17 protein-coding genes are annotated in these 17102 nt (G+C 67.9%); 12 read left to right on the top strand and 5 right to left on the bottom strand.

Annotated features, from left to right (window positions below; genetic code table 11):
- Positions 1–91 precede the first annotated feature (91 nt).
- Entirely contained in the window at positions 92–868 is a 777-nt protein-coding gene (locus VGN82_RS07610) for a HesA/MoeB/ThiF family protein (protein WP_327526386.1), read from the bottom strand.
- A gap of 135 nt (positions 869–1003) precedes the next feature.
- Here VGN82_RS07610 and VGN82_RS07605 point away from each other — a divergent pair, with 135 nt between their 5' ends.
- The 10 genes from VGN82_RS07605 (at position 1004) to VGN82_RS07560 (ending at position 10779) form a co-directional block, all read left to right on the top strand.
- Positions 1004–1999 (top strand): BMP family lipoprotein, encoded by a 996-nt coding sequence (locus VGN82_RS07605; protein ID WP_414644231.1) that lies wholly within the window; start codon positions 1004–1006, stop codon positions 1997–1999.
- Between the two features lie 109 nt (positions 2000–2108).
- The gene (locus tag VGN82_RS07600; RefSeq protein ID WP_327526384.1) at positions 2109–2852 is read left to right on the top strand and encodes an MBL fold metallo-hydrolase; all 744 of its coding nucleotides are present in this window, start codon (positions 2109–2111) and stop codon (positions 2850–2852) included.
- Entirely contained in the window at positions 2849–4384 is a 1536-nt protein-coding gene (locus VGN82_RS07595; protein WP_327526383.1) for an ABC transporter ATP-binding protein, read from the top strand. Before VGN82_RS07600 ends, VGN82_RS07595 begins: the two co-directional genes overlap by 4 nt.
- The gene (locus VGN82_RS07590; protein ID WP_327526382.1) at positions 4381–5481 is read left to right on the top strand and encodes an ABC transporter permease; all 1101 of its coding nucleotides are present in this window, start codon (positions 4381–4383) and stop codon (positions 5479–5481) included. The genes VGN82_RS07595 and VGN82_RS07590 overlap by 4 nt, the downstream gene beginning before the upstream one ends.
- 2 nt (positions 5482–5483) lie before the next feature.
- Complete coding sequence (locus tag VGN82_RS07585; RefSeq protein WP_327526381.1) at positions 5484–6458, top strand: ABC transporter permease; 975 nt, start codon at positions 5484–5486, stop codon at positions 6456–6458.
- A gap of 5 nt (positions 6459–6463) precedes the next feature.
- Positions 6464–6877, top strand: a complete 414-nt coding sequence (locus VGN82_RS07580) for a cytidine deaminase (protein WP_327526380.1) — start codon at positions 6464–6466, stop codon at positions 6875–6877.
- Between the two features lie 54 nt (positions 6878–6931).
- Complete coding sequence (locus VGN82_RS07575) at positions 6932–7744, top strand: purine-nucleoside phosphorylase (RefSeq protein ID WP_327526379.1); 813 nt, start codon at positions 6932–6934, stop codon at positions 7742–7744.
- Complete coding sequence (gene deoC, locus VGN82_RS07570) at positions 7744–8508, top strand: deoxyribose-phosphate aldolase (protein ID WP_414644224.1); 765 nt, start codon at positions 7744–7746, stop codon at positions 8506–8508. Before VGN82_RS07575 ends, deoC begins: the two co-directional genes overlap by 1 nt.
- A 1-nt stretch (position 8509) precedes the next feature.
- Positions 8510–9838: a thymidine phosphorylase gene (deoA, locus tag VGN82_RS07565; protein WP_327526378.1), complete on the top strand. Its 1329-nt coding sequence runs from the start codon at positions 8510–8512 to the stop codon at positions 9836–9838.
- Entirely contained in the window at positions 9835–10779 is a 945-nt protein-coding gene (locus VGN82_RS07560; RefSeq protein ID WP_327526377.1) for a 2-hydroxyacid dehydrogenase, read from the top strand. Before deoA ends, VGN82_RS07560 begins: the two co-directional genes overlap by 4 nt.
- Here VGN82_RS07560 and VGN82_RS07555 read toward each other — a convergent pair.
- Positions 10773–11630 (bottom strand): SDR family NAD(P)-dependent oxidoreductase, encoded by an 858-nt coding sequence (locus tag VGN82_RS07555; protein ID WP_327526376.1) that lies wholly within the window; start codon positions 11628–11630, stop codon positions 10773–10775. The genes VGN82_RS07560 and VGN82_RS07555 overlap by 7 nt on opposite strands.
- Positions 11631–11836: 206 nt before the next feature.
- Between VGN82_RS07555 and VGN82_RS07550 the strand changes: the two genes are divergently transcribed.
- Positions 11837–13195, top strand: coding sequence for an esterase-like activity of phytase family protein (locus VGN82_RS07550; RefSeq protein WP_327526375.1), 1359 nt, complete (start codon positions 11837–11839; stop codon positions 13193–13195).
- A gap of 197 nt (positions 13196–13392) precedes the next feature.
- Positions 13393–13767, top strand: coding sequence for an SPW repeat protein (locus tag VGN82_RS07545; protein WP_327526374.1), 375 nt, complete (start codon positions 13393–13395; stop codon positions 13765–13767).
- 90 nt (positions 13768–13857) lie between these two features.
- Here VGN82_RS07545 and VGN82_RS07540 read toward each other — a convergent pair whose 3' ends face one another.
- Genes VGN82_RS07540 through xylF form a run of 3 tightly spaced genes read right to left on the bottom strand, consistent with a single transcriptional unit; the run spans position 13858 to position 17031 of the window.
- Positions 13858–14637 carry an ATP-binding cassette domain-containing protein gene (locus tag VGN82_RS07540; RefSeq protein WP_327526373.1) on the bottom strand — a complete coding sequence of 260 codons (780 nt, stop codon included), beginning with the start codon at positions 14635–14637 and terminating at the stop codon, positions 13858–13860.
- Positions 14638–14642: 5 nt separating this feature from the next.
- Entirely contained in the window at positions 14643–16040 is a 1398-nt protein-coding gene (locus VGN82_RS07535) for a sugar ABC transporter permease (protein ID WP_414644222.1), read from the bottom strand.
- Positions 15970–17031 (bottom strand): D-xylose ABC transporter substrate-binding protein, encoded by a 1062-nt coding sequence (gene xylF, locus VGN82_RS07530; protein WP_327526372.1) that lies wholly within the window; start codon positions 17029–17031, stop codon positions 15970–15972. The genes VGN82_RS07535 and xylF overlap by 71 nt, the downstream gene beginning before the upstream one ends.
- Positions 17032–17102: the final 71 nt, after the last annotated feature.

The following is a 17102-nucleotide window of genomic DNA, read 5'->3' as shown; positions in this document are numbered from 1 at the left end:
AACCATGGTCGGGGGCCTGCGGCCGGAGGCAGGCTTCGCCCATTCGGCCTTAAGGCCAGCCGGGAAGCAGCTCGAAGCTTCGCTGACGGGCCTACCGAGCGGTGCCGTTCAGCGCATTCGTCTCGTCCCAGCCATAGCGCAGCGTCTCAAAGCGCATCGTCAGCGCATCGATCAGCAGCAGCTTGCCGACGAGGGGCTCGCCGAAGCCGGTCACGGCGCGGATCACCTCGAGAGCCATCAGAGAGCCCACGACACCGGGCAGCGCGCCGAGGATGCCGGCCTCGGCACAGGTCGGAATCGCGCCCGCGGGCGGCATGTCGGGGAAGAGGCAGCGCCAGGTCGGGTTCGGGCGCCCGTCGGGGCCCTTCTCATGGGCGCGGATCGTCGTCAGCGAACCATCGAAGCGCCCGAGCGCCGCCATGACCACCGGCTTGCGCTCGTGAAAGCAGGCATCCGAGACGGCATAGCGCGTGGCGAAATTGTCGGAGCCCTCGGCGACGACATCGTAGAAGGCGATCAGCGCGCGCGCATTATGCGGGTCGATGCGGGTGACATGCTCCTCGACGACCACATGCGGATTGAGACGGCGAATGAAATCTGCCGCAACCACTGCCTTGTGGGCGCCGACATCGTCCGTTCCGTAGATCGTCTGGCGCTGCAGGTTCGACAGCGAGACGATATCGTCGTCGACGATGCCGATCTTTCCGACGCCGGCGGCGGCGAGATATTGCAGCAGCGGCGCACCGAGGCCGCCCGCCCCGACGACGAGAATGCGCGCGTTCTTCAGACGTTGCTGGCCGGGACCGCCGATCTCCGGCAGCACCAGATGGCGCGCATAGCGTTCGATCTCGTCGTCGTTCAGGCTCATCCGCGAAGGGTTAAGCCGATCCTGCGCCGGGGGCAATCGTCACCCCGCTTGGCCACGCCGCAAAGCCATGCCATCGTGTCGGCCAGATGGGGCGACCAACGACCCCTCACGTCGAACAGGGGATCTTCCATGCGTCTGAAATCGCTTGCGCTGGCGCTGGCCGGCGTCGCTCTCTCGGCCGTCGCGGCGATGGCGCAGACGGCGATGAAGCCAGCGGTCGTCTATGACAAGGGCGGCAAGTTCGACAAATCCTTCAACGAGGGCGTCTTCGCGGGCGCCGAGAAGTTCAAGGCCGAGACCGGCATCGAGTTCCGCGATTTCGAACCCACCAACGAGGCGCAGATCGAGCAGGCGCTGCGGCGCTTCGCGCGCGACGGGCATTCGCCGATCATCGCCGTCGGCTTCTCGCAGGCGACCGCGCTGCAGAAGGTGGCGGCCGAATTCCCCGACCTGAAGTTCACGATCATCGACATGGTGGTCGACCTGCCGAACGTGCAGTCGGTGGTGTTCAAGGAGCATGAGGGCTCCTATCTCGTCGGACTTCTGGCTGGCCTCGCCTCGAAGACCAACAAGGTCGGCTTCGTCGGCGGCATGGACATCCCGCTGATCCGGAAATTCGCCTGCGGCTACGTCCAGGGCGTCAAGGCGGCCAAGAAGGACGCCGAGATCTTCCAGAACATGACCGGCTCGACGCCGGCCGCCTGGAACGACCCGGTCAAGGGCGGCGAGCTCGCCAAGTCGCAGATCGACCGCGGCGCCGACGTGATCTACCACGCCGCCGGCGGCACCGGCATCGGCGTGCTGCGCGCGGCCGCCGACGCCGGCAAGCTCGGCATCGGCGTCGACTCCAACCAGAACGCACTGCAGCCCGGCAAGGTGCTGACCTCGATGCTGAAGCGCGTCGACGTTGCCACCTACGCCTCGTTCAAAGCCGCGCGTGACGGCGCCTGGAAGCCCGGGATCTCCGTGCTCGGCCTCAAGGAGGACGGCGTCGGCTGGGCGCTCGACGACGCAAACAAGGCGCTGATCACGCCCGAGATGAAGGCCGCCGCCGACAAGGCCCGCGCCGACATCATCAGCGGCTCGGTCAAGGTCCATGACTACATGTCGGATTCGAAGTGCACGATCTGAGACGCGGTAGAAATTCGTCATTCTCGGGCGAAGCGGAGCGCAGACCCGAGAATCTCATGCAGATGCTCGGGGCGAGCCCGAGCATGACGGCCAGGGCGGCTCGCCTTCCATGAAGGTCACCATTCTCGGTTCCGGCGACGCCTTCGGTACCGGCGGGCGCTTCAATACGTGCCTGCATGTCGAGGCCGGGGCCGGGGCCGAGCGCATGCTGCTCGATTGCGGCGCGTCCAGCATGGTCGCGCTGAATCGGGCAGGGATCGAGCGCAACGGCCTCTCGACCCTGCTCTTCACGCATTTCCACGGCGATCATTTCGGCGGGCTGCCGGCCTTCCTGCTCGATGCGCAGTTCGCCTCGCGGCGGACGGAAGCGCTGACCATCGCCGGGCCTGCCGGCATCGAACACCGAACCCTGCATGCTCTCGAAGCGGATTTCCCGGGCTCGTCGACCAACCGTTGGCGCTTTCCCATCACCTATGTCGAGGTGACGCCGGAGCAGCCGGCAACGCTCGCCGGGATCAATGTCAGCGCCTTCCCGATGGTGCATGACGAGCGCGCCGGCCCCTGTCAGGGCTACCGGCTCGACCATGCGGGAAGGATATTCGCCTTCTCCGGCGACACCGCATGGACGGACGCGCTGATCCCGCTCGCCGCCGGCGCCGACGTCCTGCTCGTCGAATGCTACGCCTACGACACCAAGCTCGCGAACCATCTCGACTACCGGACGCTAAGCGCACATCGGAGCGAACTCGACACGGCGCGGATCGTGCTGACCCATATGGGCATGTCCATGCTGGCAGGGCACGGTGACCTGCCCGAGGAACGGGCCCATGACGGGATGACGATCGAGCTATGACGGCACACGCCGCTCCCGCGATCGAGCTGTCGGGCATCTCCAAGCGGTTCGGGCCGGTCCAGGCCAATCGCGACGTCTCGCTGTCCGTCGCCGAGGGCTCGATCCACGGCATCGTCGGTGAGAATGGAGCCGGCAAATCAACGCTGATGTCGATCCTCTATGGCTTTTACGAGGCCGATGCCGGCACGATCCGGATCGGCGGCGCCGAGTGCCGGATTCGTACGCCGGCGGATGCGATCGGCTTCGGCATCGGGATGGTGCACCAGCATTTCATGCTGGTCGAGACGCTGAGCGTCGTCGAGAACGTCGTCCTCGGCGCCGAGGGCGGCCCCTTCCTCAAGGGCGGGTTGGCCCGGGCCCGCGCCGAGCTCGCGCGGCTGGCGGCCGATTACGGCCTCGCCATCGAGCCCGATGCGATCGTCGGTGATCTGTCCGTCGGCCTCCAGCAGCGGGTCGAGATCCTCAAGGCGCTCTATCGCGGCGCTCAGATCCTGATCCTCGACGAGCCGACCGCCGTGCTGACGCCGCCCGAGGCCGACCAGCTCTTTGCCCTGCTGAGGGCGCTGCGCGCCCAGGGCAAGACCGTGATCATGATCACGCACAAGCTGCGCGAGATCATGGCGGTGACAGACCGCGTCTCGGTGATGCGGCGCGGCGAGATGGTCGCGCATCTTGCGACCGCCGAGACCTCACCGCCCGAACTCGCCGAGGCGATGGTCGGGCGCCGGGTGCTGCTGCGGGTCGAGAAGGAGCCGAGGCCGCGCGGCGAAAAGGTTCTGGAGGCCGTCGGGCTCGAGCTCGTCGATGCGCGCGGCGTCGCGCTCCTGCGAGGCGTCGACCTGACCCTCCATGCCGGCGAGATCGTCGGGATCGCGGGTGTCGCCGGGAACGGCCAGAGCGAATTGCTCGAAGTGCTCGCCGGCCTCAGCCAACCGTCGCGCGGTGTCGTCAGGCTGGCCGGAAACATCCTCTCCAGCGCCGACCGCAACCCCGCCCGCCTGCGCAAGCTTGGCGTGATGCATATCCCCGAGGACCGCCACCGCAGTGGCCTCGTCACCGCCTTTCCGGCCGCCGAGAACGCGATCCTGGGCTATCAGCACGATCCCGCCCTTGGCCCCGGCCCCTTCCTGTCGCCGGCGGCGATTGCGGCACATGCCCGCGAGACCTTCGCGGCCTATGACGTGCGCCCGCCGGACCCCGCGCTAAAGACCGCGAAGTTCTCCGGTGGCAACCAGCAGAAGATCGTGCTCGGACGCGAGATCGAGCGGGCGCCGAAGGTGCTGCTCGTCGGCCAGCCGACACGTGGCGTCGATATCGGCGCGATCGAGTTCATCCACCGCCGCCTGATCGCGCTGCGCGATGCTGGTGTCGCGATCCTGCTCGTCTCGGTCGAACTCGAGGAGGTGATGGCGCTGTCCGACCGCATTCTCGCGATGTGCGGTGGCCGGATCACCGGCGAGCGCATGGCGGAGACCGCCGACGAGCGCGATCTCGGACTGTTGATGGCAGGCGTGGCGGAGGAGGCTGCGTGAGCGCGGCGCCCATCGAACTCCCGCGCTGGGCCGATACCGCGCTGGTGCCGCTGGTTTCGGTTGCGGCCGCCCTCGCCGTCGCCGGGCTCGTCGTGCTCGGGATCGGCGAGAGCCCGCTGGAGGCAACCGCGCTCCTGCTGCGAGGCGCACTCGGCTCGGCCGAGGGCATCGGCTTCACGCTCTACTACGCCACGAACTTCATCTTCACGGGGCTCGCGGTCGCGGTCGCCTTCCATGCCGGCCTGTTCAACATCGGCGGCGAGGGACAGGCGACGATCGCAGGCATCTTCACCGCGCTCGCCTGCCTCTGGCTGGCGCCGCTGCCAGGCGTCCTGCTGGTGCCGCTGGCGGTGCTCGCCGCGGCAGGGGGCGGGGCGCTCTACGGGCTCGTCCCGGGCTGGCTCCAGGCGACGCGCGGCAGCCACGTCGTCATCACCACGATCATGTTCAACTTCCTGGCCGCGACGCTGACCGTCTATCTCCTGGTCGAGGTCATGGGGAAGCCGGGCTCGATGCAGCCGGAAACGCCGGAATTCGCCGCCCATGCCATCCTGACGCCGATGCACAAGCTGCTTGCGCCACTCGGCATCAAGCTCCCCGCGACCCCGCTGAACTCGGCTTTCCTGCTGGCGCTCGCCGCCCTCGTCGCGGTGTGGGCGCTGATCTTCCGTTCGCGGCTGGGCTATGCCATCCGTACCGTCGGCGCCAATCCGAAAGCCGCCGCCTATGCCGGGATTTCGCCGGCCCGGATCACCATGGTCGCGATGGCGATCTCGGGCGCGCTCGCCGGCGGGCTCGCCGTCAACGAGGTGATGGGCGTGCAGCACCGGCTGCTGCTCGATTTCACCGCGGGCTACGGTTTCGTCGGCATCGCGGTGGCGCTGATGGGGCGCGGCCATCCCGTCGGCGTGGCACTCGCCGCCTTGCTCTTCGGCGTGCTCTACCAGGGTGGCGCGGAACTCTCCTTCGACAAGCCGAGCATCACCCGCGACATGGTCGTGGTTATCGGCGGCGTCGTCATTCTCTTCGCCGGTGCGCTGGACGGGCTGTTCCGGCGTGTGGTGGCGAGCGGACTGCGGCTCGGAAGGGCGAGCTGACGATGGAATGGATCGCGACCCTCGCCGTCATCCTCGACTCCGCGATCCGGCTCTCGGTACCGCTGCTCTGCGCCGCCATGGCGGGGCTTTGGTCGGAGCGGGCCGGCGTCGTCGATATCGGGCTCGAAGGCAAGATGCTGATCGCGGCCTTCGCGTCGGCCGTCGCCGCCTATCATACGGGCTCGGCCTGGACCGGGCTCGGGGCCGGCATTCTGGCCTCGATTGGGCTGGCGCTCGTGCATGGCTTCGCGGCAATCACCTGGCGCGGCAACCAGATCGTCTCCGGCGTTGCCATCAACATGCTGGCGGCAGGGCTGACCGTGATCCTCGGCAATGCCTGGTACGGGCAAGGCGGCCGGACCCCGACACTGGAGGGGGCGGCGCGCTTCGGCGACATCGCCCTGCCCTTCGCTGCGACGCTGCGCGAGCACGTCCCCGCGCTCGGCCTGTTCTATGACGAGGTCGTGTCGGGCCACGCCGTGCCGGCCTATCTCGCCCTGCTCGCCGTCGTCCTGACTGCGCTGGTCCTCAAGCGCACGCGCTTCGGGCTGCGCCTGCGCGCCGTGGGCGAGAACCCGGCCGCGGTCGACACCGCCGGAATCTCGGTCTCCGCGCTGCGCTATGGCGCAGTGGTCATCTGCGGCGCCCTCTGCGGCCTGGGCGGAACCTATCTCGCCGTCTCGCAATCAGCCGGCTTCCTGCCGCATATGACAGCCGGCAAGGGCTTTATCGCGCTGGCCGCCGTGATCTTCGCGAATTGGCGCCCCTGGCAAGCGCTCTGGGCCTGCCTGCTCTTTGGCGGGCTCGACGCGATCGCAATCCGGCTGCAGGGCGTGGCGCTGCCCGGCATCGGACAGGTTCCGGTGCAGGCGATCCAGGCCCTGCCCTATCTGATGACCGTGATCCTGCTGGCCGGCTTCATCGGCAAGTCGACGCCGCCCAAGGCCTCCGGCCTGCCCTATGTGAAGGAGCGCTGAGCGCGATGAGCGAGCCGAGCGTCGATTTCGAGACGTTGTTCGCGGCAGCAGCACGCGCCCAGCCGCGCGCCTACGCGCCCTATTCGCGCTTCAAGGTCGGCGCGGCGATCCTCGCGGATGACGGCGTCGTCTATTCCGGCTGCAATGTCGAAAACGCCGCCTACCCGTCCGGCAGCTGCGCCGAGCAGGGCGCGATCTCCGCGATGATCGCGGGCGGCGCCGGCCGCATCGCGGCCATCCTCGTGCTCGGCGAGGGAGAGGCCCTGGTCACGCCCTGCGGCGCCTGCCGACAGCGCATCCGTGAATTCGCGACACCGGAGACGCCCGTGGCGATCGCCGGGCCCGGCGGCGTACGGCAGATGTTTTCGCTGGCGGAGCTGTTGCCAGCCTCCTTCGGACCGGACAATTTGCGCCGGTGATTTGCGGCTCCGTTTCTCCGCATCGAAGAACAGTGTGATGCCGGATACGCTTGCATGAACGCCGAAGACAGCTTCCAACAAACCGCAAGGACCATCCGGGCTCATGGCGTGACCGGGCCGATCGACTGCGCCATCGTGCTCGGCACGGGGCTCGGCGGGCTCGCGGACCAGCTCGACGACGCCATCCGGATTCCCTACGCCGCCATTCCCGGTTTTCCGGCTGGCGCCGTGTCGGGCCATGCGCGGCAGGTCTGCATCGGCCGGCTCGAGGGCAAGACGGTGCTGATCTTTCAGGGCCGGGCACATTACTACGAGGGCGGTGACGCCGCGGTGATGCGGGTTCCGCTCGGCATGCTCTCCGCTCTCGGCTCGCCACCGCTGATCCTGACCAATGCGGCCGGCTCGCTGAAACCGGAGATGCCGCCGGGCAGCATGGCGGTGATCACCGACCACATCAATTTCAACGGGCCGAATCCGCTGGTCGGCGACGACGGCGACGGGCGTTTCGTGCCGATGGTGGACGCCTATGACCCGAAGCTGCGCGCGGGCCTGAAGGCAGCGGCTGCCGCTGAGGGTCTGTCGATCGGCGAGGGCGTCTATATGTGGTTCTCCGGCCCGAGCTTCGAGACGCCGGCCGAGATTCGCATGGCACAGGTGATGGGCGCCGATCTGGTGGGCATGTCGACCGTGCCGGAGGTGATCCTGGCCCGCCGCCATGGCCTGCGGGTCGCCGGGCTCTCGGTCGTGACCAATATGGGCGCGGGCCTCCATGGCGGCGCTCCGCATCACGGCGAGACCAAGGATGTCGCCAGCGCCGCGGCCGCCGATCTCGCGCGCCTGCTGCGCTCCTTCGTGAGGGCGCTGTGATGCCGATGACCGACGCAAGACTCGCGGCACGCGCCCTGGCGCTGCTCGATCTCACCGATCTTTCGGATGCTCCCGACGAGGCAGGACTTGCGGCCCTTTGCGCCAGGGCAGTCTCGACACCCGGGCCGGTGGCGGCGATCTGCATCTGGCCGCGCTTCGTCGCCAAGGCGCGGGCGATCCTCGGGGCCGGGCCGGTCAGGATCGCGACCGTGGTGAACTTTCCCGCCGGCGGTACCGACATCGATGTGGTCGTTGCCGATGCACAGGCGGCTCTGGCAGCGGGCGCCGACGAGATCGACCTCGTCCTGCCCTGGCGCGCGTTCCTGGCGGGCGAGCGCGAGGCCGCCAGAATGATGGTCGCCCGGATCAGGCAAGCCTGCGGCGGCAAGACTTTGAAAGTGATCCTCGAGACCGGCGAGTTTCCCGATCTCGAGCGCGTCCGCGAAGCGTCGGAGCTCGCCATCGCTGCGGGAGCCGATTTCATCAAGACCTCGACCGGGAAGACCGCTCAGTCCGCCAGCCTGCCCGCAGCGCGGACGATGCTGGAGGTCATCGCCAAGGCCGGGCGACCGGTCGGGCTGAAGCCCTCGGGCGGCATCCGCAGCCTCGCCGACGCGGCCGGGTATCTCACGCTGGCCGACGAGATCATGGGGCCGGGCTGGGCGCGGCCGGAGACCTTCCGCTTCGGCGCGAGCGGGCTGCATCAGGTGCTGGTGGATACGATCGCCGGAAGCACGGCAGGACAGGCGAGCGGACCCTATTGAGATGAAGCTGACGCAGGAAATCATTGCCGCCAAGCGCGATGGCGGCGAGTTGCCCGATGCGGATATCCGCCAGTTCGTCGCCGGCATCGCCGACGGCTCGGTCAGCGAGGGCCAGGCCGCTTCCTTCGCCATGGCGATATTCTTCCGCGACATGAGTGTGCGCGAGCGCGTCGCGCTGACGCTCGCGATGCGCGACTCCGGCGCGGTGCTGAACTGGGACGACCTTCCCGGCCCGGCCCTCGACAAGCATTCGACCGGCGGCGTCGGCGATACGGTGAGCCTGCCGCTGGCGGCCGCGGTCGCGGCCTGCGGCGGCTATGTGCCGATGATCTCGGGGCGCGGCCTCGGCCACACCGGCGGCACGCTCGACAAGCTTGATGCGGTGCCAGGCTATGTCACGCAGCCGGACAACGCGCTTTTCCGCAAGGTGGTGCGGGCCGAGGGCTGCGCCATCATCGGCCAGACCGCCGATCTCGCTCCGGCCGACAAGCGGCTCTACGCCATCCGCGACGTCACCGCGACGGTCGAGACCATTCCGCTGCTGACCTCATCGATCCTGTCGAAGAAGCTCGCCGCCGGCCTGCACGGCCTCGTCATGGACGTGAAGTACGGCTCGGGCGCCTTCCTGCCTGAGTATCGCAAGGGGCTGGCGCTGGCAGATGCACTCGTCGGCGTCGCCAATGGAGCAGGCCTGCCGACGACCGCCTTGATGACCGACATGGATGAGCCGCTCGCGACCAGCGCCGGCAATGCGCTCGAAGTCGGCTATGCGCTCGACCATCTCACCGGCAAGCGGCGCGAGCCGCGCTTCCATGAGGTCACCGTGGCACTCGCAGCCGAGATGCTGCTACTCGGCAAGCTCGCCGTCGATATCGATGAGGCGAGGCGGAAGATCGAAGCGGCCTTCGCCAGCGGGGCGGCGGCCGAGCGTTTCGCCCGGATGATCGTGGCGCTGGGCGGCCCGGCCGACTTGCTGGAGCGCCCCGAAAACCACCTCGCCGCCGCGCCGATCACTCGGGCTGTCTATCCGGAGACATCCGGAATCGTGCAGGCTGTCGACACGCGCGGCGCCGGGCAGGCCGTCGTGGCGCTCGGCGGCGGGCGCACGCGACCGCAGGACCCGATCGACCACGCCGTCGGCATCGCTGAATTGGCCGGAGTCGGCGACGCTGTCGGAGCCGATCACCCGCTCGGCATCGTCCACGCCCGCGACGAGGCCGGCTTCGCCATGGCGCAGAGGCGCTTGCGCGATGCCTATCGCCTGGGAGAGGGTGCGCCGGAACGCGGCGTACTGATCGCGGAACGCATTACGGAGAGTTCGCACGCATGAGTCTGCTTCTGGCGATGACCGGCTGGCATGTCGAGGATTGGCGCGCGCGCTTCAAGGCGCTGCTCCCGGACATGCCGATCGTGATACTGGGCGAGCCGTTCGACCGTCGCTCGGTGCATTATGTCGCGAGCTGGAAGCATCCTGAGGGCAGCCTTGCCGGCCTGCCGAATCTCGCGGCGGTGTTCTCGCTCGGCGCGGGCGTCGACCATCTCTTCGCCGATAGCCGTCTGCCCGACGTGCCGATCGCACGGGTGGTCGATCCCGACCTGACGACGCGGATGAGCGAGTACATCGTCCTCCACTGCCTGCGCTATCTGCGCCAGCAGCCGCGCTATGACCGCCAGCAGCGCGAGGCTCTCTGGGAAGACGATCGCAACCAGCCGGCAGCACGCTCGGTGCGCGTCGGCATCATGGGGCTGGGCGAGCTCGGGCAGGACGCGGCACGCAAGCTTCAGGTCATGGGCTTCGACGTCGCTGGCTGGAGCCGTTCTCCCAAGACGATCGACGGGCTCACGACTTTTGCCGGCGCAGAAGGCATGACGCCGTTCCTGGCCCGCACCGACATCCTCGTCAGCCTGCTGCCGCTGACACCGGAAACCCGCGGCACCATCAACGCCACGCTGCTTGCGGGCCTCGCGCAGGACGGGCGCCTCGGCGGGCCGTTCCTGATCAATGCCGGGCGCGGCGGGCTTCAGGTCGAGGCCGACATTCTGGCGGCGCTGGATGCCGGCACGCTTAGGGCTGCGACGCTCGACGTGTTCGAGACCGAGCCGCTGCCCACAGAATCGCGGCTCTGGAGCCATCCGGACGTGACGGTGACGCCGCATAACGCGGCGATGTCGGAGCCCGAGGCGATCGCGACCCTGATCGCCGCCCAGGTCAGGCGGCTCGAGGCCGGCGAGCCGCTGGAACACGGGGTGGACCCGGCGCGGGGCTACTGAGCCGGCCGCGTCTCCTCCTCGAGGAAGGCTTTGAACGCGTCGCCGTAATCGCGATGCCAGCGCGACAGCGGCGGGCGGTTCTCGATGATGTCGCCCATCGCCCAGGCCATGCGCTTCTCGTCGAGATCGCGCGTGGTCTCGCCATCGGGACACAGGATGTAGAAGTCGCCGGCGGCGAGGCGTTCGAGCATGAAGGCGACCGTCTGTTCCGGCGTCCAGGCGCCGGACGGCTTCTCAGGGCGCCCACGCGCCGTCAGGCCCGTAAAGACAAAGCCCGGGATCAGCAGATGGGCGCTGAGGCGCGCGCCTTCGCGCCCGCGCAATTCGTGCTGCAAGGCCTCGGTGAATACCTTCAGCCCGGCCTTCGAGACGTTATAGGCGGGATCGCCGGGCGGCGTGGTGATCCCCTGCTTCGAACCGGTGTTGACGATCAGGCCGGGCTGCCCGCCCTCCAGCATCGCGGGCGCGAAGATCTGGCAGCCATGGATCGCGCCCCAGAGATTGACCGCGAAAACGCGTTCCCAGTTCTCGACTGGGCCGAAGACCGCACTGCCGGGCTGGATGCCGGCATTGTTCATCAGCACATGGACCGCCCTGAAATGGCCGATCACCTCGTCCTTCAGCGCCTCCAGGGAGGCCCGGTTGCCGACATCGACCGCGCGTGCCAGCACGGTCGCGCCGGCGTCGGCCAGTTCCGCGACCGCCGCTGCAAGCAAGGCCTCATCGCGATCCGCGAGCACGACCTTCATGCCCAGCGCGGCAAAGGCGCGCGCCGCGGCCAGGCCGATGCCGGAAGCAGCGCCCGTGACCACCGCGACATGACCGGGAGCGAGAGCGGGATGGATCGTCATGATGTCGTGCCTCTCGATGTGCGGTTTCGTCTGCGCAGGCCGAGTTGCCATGCGATGGCGGCGCCATGATGACTGGTGCTTGCCGCGGCTGCTCCGCCGACGTGATCGCTGGCGGCGTGGCGTCTTCCAATCGTCACCAAGCTGTCGCAGCGCTGAAATCCGACGCCGTCAATCGAGCGAGGCCCCCTTCCGAAACGGAGCGTTCCATGCGCCTCTCCCTGATCGCAGCGATGCTGCTCTCCTCGACCATCCTGGCCAGTGCGCAGGAGACGCAGAAGGAATTCCCGGCCAGGCTCGTCGGCCACGCCCTGCTGCCGGCCAACACCATGGTCGCCCCGCCCGCAGATGCGCCGGCCGATCTCAAGGTCTCCGGCAAGTTCATCTCGCCAGGCAAGCGCGTCGAGGCCGTCGGCACGGTCATGGGTACCTCGGGCGGCCGCCCGACGGGTCTCTCGACGCCGTTCCAGGGGCAGCCCGTCCAGGGTTTCTCCGGCATCCGCTCGCTCGGCAATGGCGAGTTCCTGGTGCTGACCGACAACGGCTTCGGCGCCAAGGCGAACTCGCCGGACGCGATGCTGTTCTTCCACCGCATCAAGGCCGATTTCGCCGGCGGCAAGATCGAGCGACTCGCCACCACCTTCCTGCACGATCCCGACAAGAAGGTGCCCTTCCGGATTGCCAATGAAGGCACGGAGAAGCGCTACCTGACCGGCGCCGATTTCGATCCGGAATCGATCCAGCCGATCGGCGGCAAGTTCTGGATCGGCGAGGAGTTCGGCCCCTATCTCCTGCGCGTCGACGCCAGCGGCAAGGTCGAGGCGGTGTTCGAGACGCTGGTCGACGGCAAGCCGGCCCGCTCGCCCGACCACTATGCCGTGACCACGCCCGGCGCCCCGAACCTGCCGGTCGAGTTCAATGTCCGCCGCTCCAAGGGCTATGAGGGCATGGCCCAGTCCCCGGACGGGCGCTTCCTCTACCCCCTGCTCGAAGGCCCGCTCTGGAACGCCGAGACCAAGGGCAACGAGCTGATCGATGGCAAGGAAGTGCTGCGCATCCTCGAATTCGACGTGCAGGCCGAGAAATGGACCGGGCGCTCCTGGTTCTTCCCGCTCGAACAGGCGGGCCTCGCGATCGGCGACTTCAACATGATCGACAGCACTACAGCGCTGATCATCGAAAGAGATAACGGCGAAGGCACCGCCGACCGTGCCTGCGCGGCCGGGCAGAAGGGACCGGACTGCTTCCACGACCTGGCCAAGTTCAAGCGCATCGTGAAGATCGAGATGACCGACGCCAATGTCGGCAAGGCCGTGCGCAAGATCGGCTTCATCGACCTGATGAAGATCGCCGACCCCGACGGCAAGGCGAAGCAGGGCGCCATCGACGGCGTGCTGCCCTTCCCCTTCTTCACGATCGAGAACGTCGACGTGGTCGACCGGAGCAACGGCATCATCGTCGTCGGCAACGACAACAACCTGCCCTTCTCGTCGTCGCGCGACCCGAAGAAGGCCGACGATAACGAGCTGGTCCTGCTTTCGGTGAAGGAACTGCTCGACGCCAAGTGAGCTGAAGGCCTGCCTTCACGAAAGTCGTTGGCAGGTCATTCTTCCGAACCTGTCCTCAAACTCAAGTCATGGTCGGCGCCCTGCCGGCCATTCCCGTTTGGGAAGGGCGGCCTTGAACGGCGTTTTGTGCAGAATTATATTATTCGACGCCAAGTGCATGTTTGCATGAGGCGTGGTGGTTCGGATGATCGACACTCATGGAGGTGATCATGTTGACCGCGAGTACGAACAGCAGACGGCCACAGGACTTCTTCAACCTGATCCTCGCCGCGTGCCTGTTCATCTCCCCCTGGCTCTTCGGCTTCGTGGGCGAAATCAGGCCCACGCGAAATGCCTGGATCGTCGCCGTGGTGCTCGCCCTGGTGGCGTCCGCGGCGCTTTCGGCGTTCGCCGAATGGGAGGAATGGATGAACCTGGTGCTCGGTCTCTGGCTGGTGGTGGCCCCGTGGATGCTCGGCTTCACCGGCAACTCACGCGCGTTCTGGACCCATATGATCCTGGGCGTCTTGACGGCAGCGGTCTCGGCCTGGGCGGTGTGGGACTACCGGCACGAGCCACATGCAACGGCCTGACCCGGCCGCCATGTGATGCAAAGTTCGCGACCCGCCGCTGCCAAGCGACGGGTTTTTGCCGCGGCCTGCACTCCAGAGCCTCGCCCTGCCCTACCCTCGCAAGGCCCCGGGGCCCGGCACGGCGCCTGCCGGGCATTTCCCCGAGATGATCATGCCCAGAACCTCGTCCTGGGTAACGTCGCCGGTCCGGGCCATGCCGACGACGCGGCCGTTCTTCATCACGCTGACGCGGTCGGCGAGGTCGAAGACATCATGCAGGTCATGGCTGATCAGGAAGATGCCGATGCCCTGCTTCTTGAGCTCGAGGATGAGTTCCGCGACCTGCCTCGTCTCGGCCGGGCCGAGCGCCGCGGTGGGCTCGTCCATGATGAGCACGCGGGCGTTGAAATAAATCGCGCGGGCGATCGCGACCGACTGGCGCTGGCCGCCTGAGAGCGCCTTCACCGGCTCCTTGAAACGGCGGAAATGCGGGTTGAGCCGGCCCATCACCTTGCGTGTCTCGGCCTCCATCGCCGAGTCGTCGAGCGTGCGCCACGGCGTCAGCAGCTCGCGTCCGAGAAAGATGTTGGCGGCGGCATCGACATTGTCGGCCAGCGCGAGCGTCTGGTAGATCGTCTCGATCCCATGGCGCTTGGCATCGCGCGGGCTGGCGATCGAGACCGGCTCGCCATTGACCCGGATCTCGCCGGAATCGGCCCGGTAGGCGCCGGACAGGATCTTGATCAGCGTCGACTTGCCGGCGCCGTTGTGTCCGAGCAGGCCGACGACCTCGCCCGGGTTGAGATCGACGCTGACCGCATCGACGGCCTTGATGCCCCCGAAGGCGATCGAGATGTCGCGCATCTCGACGAGCGGGCTCGTCATGTCCATGGCGCTCACCCCAGCCGCTTGCGGTAGAGGCCGTCGAGCCAGACCGCCACCACCAGAACGAGACCGACGACGATGTTCTGCAGCGGCGTGTCGACGCCGATCAGCACCATGCCCGATTGCAGCGACTGCATCACCAATGCGCCGAGCATCGCGCCGGCGATCGTCCCGACGCCGCCGGCGAGCGAGGTCCCGCCGATGACGGCGGCGGCGATGACATAAAGCTCGTCGAGAGCACCGGCCGAGTTCGTCGCAGCGTTCAAGCGTGCCGTCGCGATGCAGGCGGAGATGCCGACGAGCGCTCCCATCAACCCATAGACCAGCATCAACACCTTGCGAGTGTTGACGCCGGACAATTGCGCCGCCTCGGGATTGCCGCCGATGGCGAAGACGTAGCGGCCGAAGCGGAGCCGCCGTGCCAGGAAGGTGATGGCGACGCCGACCGCCAGCGCCAGCAGCACCGGCACGGCCAATCCATGCCCGATGACCAGCCCGCCCTCGGGCCAGATCTCCCCGCGCGCCTCGGTCAGCCGGCGGGCGATGCCGGCTGGCAGCGCATAGGCGTTGGCGACCATGACGGTCGCGACGACCGCGCCGCAACCCAACCCGGCAAGGGCGAAATCGGCCCAGAGCGGGCGTAAGGAGAAGCCGAAACGCATGCGCCGGCGGCGCGCGGCGAAGCTGGCCACGGCGATCGCGGCGCAGATCGCCAGGCCGATCGCCCAGGAGGCGCTGGTGCCGATCGCTCCCTCGATGCCACCGCCAAGCCGGCGGAAGCGCGAATCCATCGGAGCGATGGTCTGGCCCTGCGTGACCCACCAGGCGGCGCCGCGCCAGACCAGGAGACCACCCAGCGTGACGATGAAGGAGGGGATGGCGAGGAACGCGATCAGCGCGCCCTGCAGCAAGCCGATGACGCCGCCGAGCGCGACTGCCGCGGAGAGGCTGACGACCCAGGTCGCGGGATGCTCGAAGCCCCAGAGCTCCGGCAACAGCCGAACCTGGATCAGTCCGACGACCATGCCGACGAAACCGAGCATCGAACCGACCGAGAGGTCGATGTTGCGGGTCACGATGACCAGCACCATGCCGCAGGCCATCACCGATATGGAGGCGGACTGGACCAGCAGGTTCCACAGGTTACGCGGCGTCAGGAAGGCGCCGCCTGACAACCAGTTGAAGCCGAGCCAGATCACGGCCAGGGCCGCGACCATGCCGATCATGCGCGGATCGAACTCGATCTCGCGCAGGTGATCGGCAAGGCTGCGCGAGCCTGTGCTGGCTGCGTCCAGGCTCGTGTCGCCCTGCACCGGCTTGGCCGGCGCCGGAGCGATCTCAGTCACACGCCTTGACCTTGCCCGCCGCGACGCCCTGGCACACGGCCGTCTTCGGCGCCCACCCGGCATCGATGACGACGTTGAGGTTGTCCTGCGTCACCGGTACGGGCTTGAGGAACAGGGCCGTCATCGCCTGCTTGGCCGGGCCCTGGTTCCAGCTCGTCGCGCCCGCGACTTCCGTCAGCTTGGCGCCGCCGGCGAGCTTGATCGCAATCTCGGCGGCGTTGCGACCGAGCTCCCGCGCATCCTTCCAGATCGTCACCGTCTGCGTTCCGAGCGCCACCCGGTTCAGCGCGGCGCGGTCGGCGTCCTGCCCCGAAACCGGCACGGAGCCGGCCAACCCCTGCGCGGCCATGGCGGCGATGGCGCCGCCGGCGGTGCCGTCATTGGCGGCGACGACCGCATCGACCTTGTTGGCGTTGCGCGTCAGGATCTGTTCCATGTTCTTCTGGGCATTGGCCGGCAGCCAGCCATCGGTGAAGGCTTCGCCGACATTCTTGATCTTGCCGCTGTCGAGCGCGGGCTTCAGCACCTCGATCGAGCCCTGATAGAGGAAGCCGGCATTGGGATCGGCCGACGAGCCCTTGATGAAGACGTAGTTGCCCTCGGGCTTCGCCTTGGCGATCTCGCGCGCCATCATCCGGCCGACCTCGACATTGTCGAAGGTCAGGTAGAAGGCCTGCGGGATCTCGATCAGCCGGTCATAGCCGACGACGGCGATGCCTTCATCGACAGCCTTCTGGACGGCAGGGCGGATCGCCTGCGCATCCTGCGCCAGCACGATCAGCGCCTTGGCACCGCGCGCGATCAGGCTCTCGACATCGGTGAGCTGCTTGGCCGGCGAGGACTGCGCGTCGGCGGAGAGATAGGTGCCGCCGGCCTTCTCGATCGCGGCCTTGATTGCCGCCTCGTCGGTCTTCCAGCGCTCCTCCTGGAAGTTCGACCAGCTGACCCCGATGACCGGGCCTTTGGCCGGAGCTTGGGCCTGGGCCAGCGCGGGCAATAAACCTCCCGACGCCGCCATCGCGACGCCGGCTGCAAGCAAGATCTGTCTGAACATGGCGATCTCCCGCGTTTCCTCTGGCCTTGCGCTCTCTTCTGGGATCGCGTGGTCAGCGTCCGGAGCGCCTC

Origin of the sequence: Allobosea sp. (genome assembly GCF_035999205.1) — a bacterium.
In the GTDB taxonomy this organism is placed as follows: domain Bacteria; phylum Pseudomonadota; class Alphaproteobacteria; order Rhizobiales; family Beijerinckiaceae; genus Allobosea.
The sequence above is the reverse complement of the archived record's forward strand: the minus strand, read 5'-3'. Positions and strand labels throughout refer to the sequence as shown.